Origin of the sequence: Mesorhizobium sp. M7A.F.Ca.CA.002.04.1.1 (assembly GCF_004022805.1) — a bacterium.
Classification (GTDB): Bacteria; Pseudomonadota; Alphaproteobacteria; order Rhizobiales; family Rhizobiaceae; genus Mesorhizobium; species Mesorhizobium ciceri.
Genome location: NZ_RZPL01000444.1, coordinates 1 through 4,834, shown reverse-complemented (window position 1 = coordinate 4,834; position 4,834 = coordinate 1). Strand labels below are relative to the sequence as shown.

The following is a 4,834-nucleotide window of genomic DNA, read 5'->3' as shown; positions in this document are numbered from 1 at the left end:
AGTGTTGATCGCCTCGGAGCCTCAGCGCTTCAACACATCGACGCCGGGCAGCGGCTTGCCTTCCATCCACTCCAGGAAGGCGCCGCCTGCGGTCGAGACATAGGTGAAGTCGTCGGCGACGCCGGCGTGGTTGAGCGCCGCGACCGTATCGCCACCGCCTGCGACCGAGACCAGCTTGCCTTCCTTGGTGCGCGACGCCGCATGCTTGGCCGCCGCCACCGTCGCATGGTCGAAGGGCGCGATCTCGAAGGCGCCGAGCGGGCCGTTCCAGACCAGTGTCGCGGCGCGGTCGATCCATTCGCCGATGGTCGTCACGGTTTTGGCGCCGACATCGAGGATCATCCCGTCGGCCGGCACATCGGAGATGGCGACGGTCTCGCAGGCCGCGCCCGCCTTGAACTCCCTGGCGACGACGCCGTCGACCGGCAGGATGATGGCGCAGCCGGCCTCGGCCGCCTCGATCATGATCTGCTTGGCGGTTGAGGCGAGATCATGCTCGCACAGCGATTTGCCGACATCGGTGCCGCGCGCGGCGAGGAAGGTGTTGGCCATGCCGCCGCCGATGACCAGCGCGTCGACCTTCTTCACCAAGTTCATCAACAGATCGATCTTGGTCGAGACCTTGGCGCCGCCGACAATGGCGACGACCGGACGAACCGGTTTTCCCAAGCCCTTCTCCAGCGCCTCAAGCTCGGCTTGCATGGTGCGGCCGGCAAAAGCCGGCAACAGATGCGCCAGCCCCTCGGTCGAAGAATGCGCGCGGTGCGCGGCCGAGAAGGCGTCGTTGACGAAGATATCGCCATTGGCGGCGAGTTTTTCGGTGAAGGCCGGGTCATTCTTTTCTTCGGCCTTGTAGAAGCGAGTGTTTTCGAGCAGCAGCACGTCGCCCTTGTTCATGGCGGCGACAGCGCTTCCGGCCGTGTCGCCGACGCAATCCGAGGCGAAACCGACGGGGCGGCCGAGCACTTCTGCCGTGGCTTTGGCGATCGGCTCCAGCGAGAATTCGGGCGAAGGCCCATCCTTGGGTCGGCCGAAATGGGCGAGCAGGATGACCTTGGCGCCCTTGGCCGATAGCTCGGCGATGGTCGGTGCGATGCGTTCGATGCGGGTGGCGTCGGTGACTTTGCCCTCAGTGACAGGCACGTTGAGGTCGACGCGCACCAGCACGCGCTTGCCGCTGATGTTGCCGATATCGTCGAGTGTCTTGAAGGCGGCCATGCGGGTTCCTTTCGCGAAAAACCGGGGGACCATACCCCGCATCGGCGACGATGCAAGGCTTAGGGCGCGCTCGAACCGAAATTTTGAAGTGGGCACGATCTTGCACTGGCGGGCGGATGAATGGCTCCGCTCAATAGCGGGTTTGTCAGCTTTCGGTTGCTGCCTTTTCCGGCGCTGGCTCTGGGGCCGGTTTCTCGTCCGCCCGCGCCTCGTCCGCCTGCGCCTCGGTCGGCTTGCGCCAATTGCGGATGAAGGCGGAAAGACGGTCGCCGATTTCTCCGGCGCTGAGGAAGACCGGCACCCGCGCCACCGGCGCGGTCGGCTCGAACGACAGGCCGAGGCCTATGATCTTCCCCTTGTCGTCGACGTCGCGGACGATCAGTTCTATCGGGCCGAGCAGGACGCGGTCGGCATATTCGGCATGGCCGCCGAGCCGCGCCGTGACCAGCGCTCCAACGGTGAGCTTTTGCTCCGCTTCGGTCAGGCCCGGCGTATAGGCTGCTTCCAGTTCGGCGGCGGGGCGCGCTGGATCGACGGCGAAGGCGCCGAAGAAATCGGCATCTTCGGGATCGACCACGGCACGGCTGGCGAACAGCTTGTCGAGCAGGCGCGGATAGCGATCCGGGACGAAAATGTAGACCTGGTCGCCGGCGGCGAGCCGGCCCATGTCCTGGAAGCGCATCGAACGGCCGTCACGCAGCACCAGCGAGGGTCGCGCCCAGCGTGGGATGCGCTCGCCGCGCGCCACCGGGCTGCCGGGTGCGACGCGATAGGCGAGAAGCTCGTGATGGGCCGAACCCGGCAATTCCAGCTCGACCTTGTCCAGCGGTCCGAGCCGCGCCGGCACGATCAAACCGAGGCGGCGCGCCAGCGGTCCGACCGTCCAGCCCTGGATGACCAGCGAAACCAGAACGATGATGAAGGCGGTGTTGAAGATGACACGGCCATTTTCCAGCCCGCCGAGCAGCGGGGTGATGGCGAGCAGGATCGACACCGCGCCGCGCAGGCCGACCCACGAGACAAAGGCGACTTCGGGGCGCGGCATGCGGAACGGGATCAGGCAGAGCCAGACGGCGACCGGCCGCGCCACGAACATCAGGAACAGGCCGAGCAGCACCGCCGGCACCATGATCGCCGGGAATTGCGAGGGCGTCGCGAACAGGCCGAGGATGAGGAACATGATGATCTGTGCCAGCCATGACATGCCGTCCTGGAAGCGCTTGAGGATGGTGACGGCGCGGATATCGGAATTGCCCGAGATGAGGCCGGCGATATAGACCGCCAGGAAGCCAGAGCCGCCAATGGCGCCGGCGGCGGCAAAGACCATCAACGACAAGGTCAGCACGAAGATCGGCAGCAGGCCATGGTCGAGATTGAGCCGGTCGACGAGACGCACGATGGCGAGGCCGCCGAGCACGCCGACGACAGCGCCAAGGCCCATGTTGAGGAGGAAGCCGAGGAAAAGGCTGGTGACCAGGACGTTGGTCTCGGGATTGGCATGAGCGGCGATGATCTCGACCAGCGTGATGGTCAGGAAGATGGCGATGGGGTCATTGGTGCCGGATTCCACCTCGAGCGTCGAGCGCACGCGTTCGCGCAGATTGATCTCGCCGGCACGCAGCAGGAAGAACACGGCGGCCGCATCGGTGGAGGCGACGGCGGCGCCGAGCAGGAAGGATTCCAGCCAGGTGAGGTCGAGCAGATAGTGGGCGGCGGCGCCGAACAGGCCGGTGGTCAGAATTACGCCGAAGGTCGCCAGCGACAACGCCGGGCCGGCTGCCTGCCGCAAGGCGTTGAGCGGCGTGCCGAAGCCGGAATCGAACAGGATGACGGCCAGCGCCAGTGAGCCGGCAAAATAGGCGATGCGGGCATTGTCGAACTGGATGCCGAGACCGTCGGTGCCGGTGGCGAGGCCAATGCAGAGGAACAGGAGCAGAAGAGGGGCGCCGAAGCGGAAGGCGATCAGGCTCGAAAACGCGGCGGCGACGACAAGCGCTGTGCCGACCAGCGTGACGAGATAGATCGCATGCTCCATCCTGAAATCAGCCCCTCAAATTTGTCTGTCTCCTGCTTTGCGAGAGAGTGGGGCGAAGACGTGACCAGTGCAAGGCGGCAGGGTGGCTTTTTGGTCTATGCCGCTGATTTTCGGATGTTTTGGCGCCCGGGACACAATTTGGGAAGGCGCAAGCTGCGCTCATGAAAAACGCCCGGGCAAAGCCGGGCGTTCCAAGTCTCGAAAAGAGGGCTTTGTGATCAGGCGATGGTCTTGCCGAAGGCGACCGATGTGTCGCCCATGCGGTTGGAGAAACCCCATTCATTGTCGTACCAGGAGAGCACCGATACGAAATTGCCGTCCATCACCTTGGTCTGGTCGAGCGCCATGATCGAGGAGCGCGGATCGTGGTTGAAGTCGATCGACACGTTCGGGTGATGGGTGACGCCGAGAATGCCCTTGAGCTTGCCGTTGGAGGCGGCGATCACCGCTTCGTTGATCTCCTGCACCGTGGTCGACCGCTTGGCGATGAACTTGAAATCGACGACCGAGACGTTCGGGGTCGGCACGCGGATCGAGATGCCGTCGAGCTTGCCCTTGAGGTCGGGCAGCACCAAGCCGATCGCCTTGGCGGCACCGGTCGAGGTCGGGATCTGCGACAGCGCCGCGGCGCGGGCGCGGTAGAGATCCTTGTGCATGGTGTCCAGCGTCGGCTGGTCGCCGGTGTAGGAGTGGATCGTCGTCATCATGCCTTTTTCGATGCCGACCGTTTCGTGCAGCACGGCTGCCAGCGGCGCCAGGCAGTTGGTGGTGCACGAGGCATTCGAGATGACGATATGATCCTTGGTCAACTGGTCGTGGTTGATGCCGTAGACCACGGTGAGGTCGGCGCCTTCGGCAGGGGCCGAAACGATGACGCGCTTGGCGCCGGCGGTCAGGTGTGCCGCTGCCTTGTCGCGGGCGGTGAAGATGCCGGTGCATTCGAGCGCGATGTCGATGCCGAGTTCCTTCCACGGCAACTGCGTCGGATCCTTGATCGCGGTGACCTTGAACGTCTCCTTGCCGACGGTGATCTGGTCGCCGGATACCGAGACTTCATGCGGGAAGCGGCCGTGCACGCTGTCATAGCGCAAGAGGTGCGCATTGGTCTCGACTGGGCCGAGGTCGTTGACGGCGACGACGTCGATGTCCTTGCGGCCGGATTCATGGATAGCGCGCAGGATGTTGCGGCCGATGCGGCCAAATCCGTTGATGGCAACTCTGACGGTCATAATTCTCTCCCTGGGAGTTGGAGGGCGGACGAGGGGTCTGCAGTTTCATAGCGGCGGAAGCAGAAAGAATCCAGCCGCACTGGCGTGGATTTAAATCGATTAAGTTGAGCCAGCCCGGCGAAGCCGTTTTCGCGGTTTCGCCGAACTGGCCCAGAATCTTACTTGGCGTGCAGGCGGGCTTCCGCCGCCTTGGCCGCGGCCTCGGCGGTAATGCCGAAATGCGGATAGAGTTGCTCGATCGTGCCCGACGCGCCGAAGCGGGTCATGCCGACGAAGATGCCGTCTGAGCCGATCAGATGATCCCATCCCTGGCGGATGCCGGCTTCGATCGCCATCTTGATCGGCGCATTGC

4 protein-coding genes are annotated in these 4,834 nt (G+C 64.4%); all 4 read right to left on the bottom strand.

Annotated elements, in window-relative coordinates:
* Nucleotides 1-21: 21 nt before the first annotated feature.
* The gene (locus ENZ75_RS21250) at nucleotides 22-1,218 is read right to left on the bottom strand and encodes a phosphoglycerate kinase (protein WP_013529247.1); all 1,197 of its coding nucleotides are present in this window, start codon (nucleotides 1,216-1,218) and stop codon (nucleotides 22-24) included.
* A 145-nt stretch (nucleotides 1,219-1,363) separates the two neighbouring features.
* Entirely contained in the window at nucleotides 1,364-3,253 is a 1,890-nt protein-coding gene (locus tag ENZ75_RS21245; protein WP_013529248.1) for a potassium/proton antiporter, read from the bottom strand.
* A gap of 218 nt (nucleotides 3,254-3,471) precedes the next feature.
* Nucleotides 3,472-4,482 (bottom strand): type I glyceraldehyde-3-phosphate dehydrogenase, encoded by a 1,011-nt coding sequence (gene gap, locus ENZ75_RS21240; RefSeq protein ID WP_013529249.1) that lies wholly within the window; start codon nucleotides 4,480-4,482, stop codon nucleotides 3,472-3,474.
* A 158-nt stretch (nucleotides 4,483-4,640) separates the two neighbouring features.
* The coding region (locus tag ENZ75_RS21235; RefSeq protein ID WP_164887907.1) for a hypothetical protein at nucleotides 4,641-4,834 on the bottom strand (194 nt) is incomplete at its 5' end.

Bases quoted from the DNA above. Each gene is read 5' to 3' on its own strand.
- ENZ75_RS21250 (WP_013529247.1), bottom strand. From the start codon at position 1,218: ATGGCCGCCTTCAAGACACTCGACGATATCGGCAACATCAGCGGCAAG.
- ENZ75_RS21245 (WP_013529248.1), bottom strand. From the start codon at position 3,253: ATGGAGCATGCGATCTATCTCGTCACGCTGGTCGGCACAGCGCTTGTC.
- gap (WP_013529249.1), bottom strand. From the start codon at position 4,482: ATGACCGTCAGAGTTGCCATCAACGGATTTGGCCGCATCGGCCGCAAC.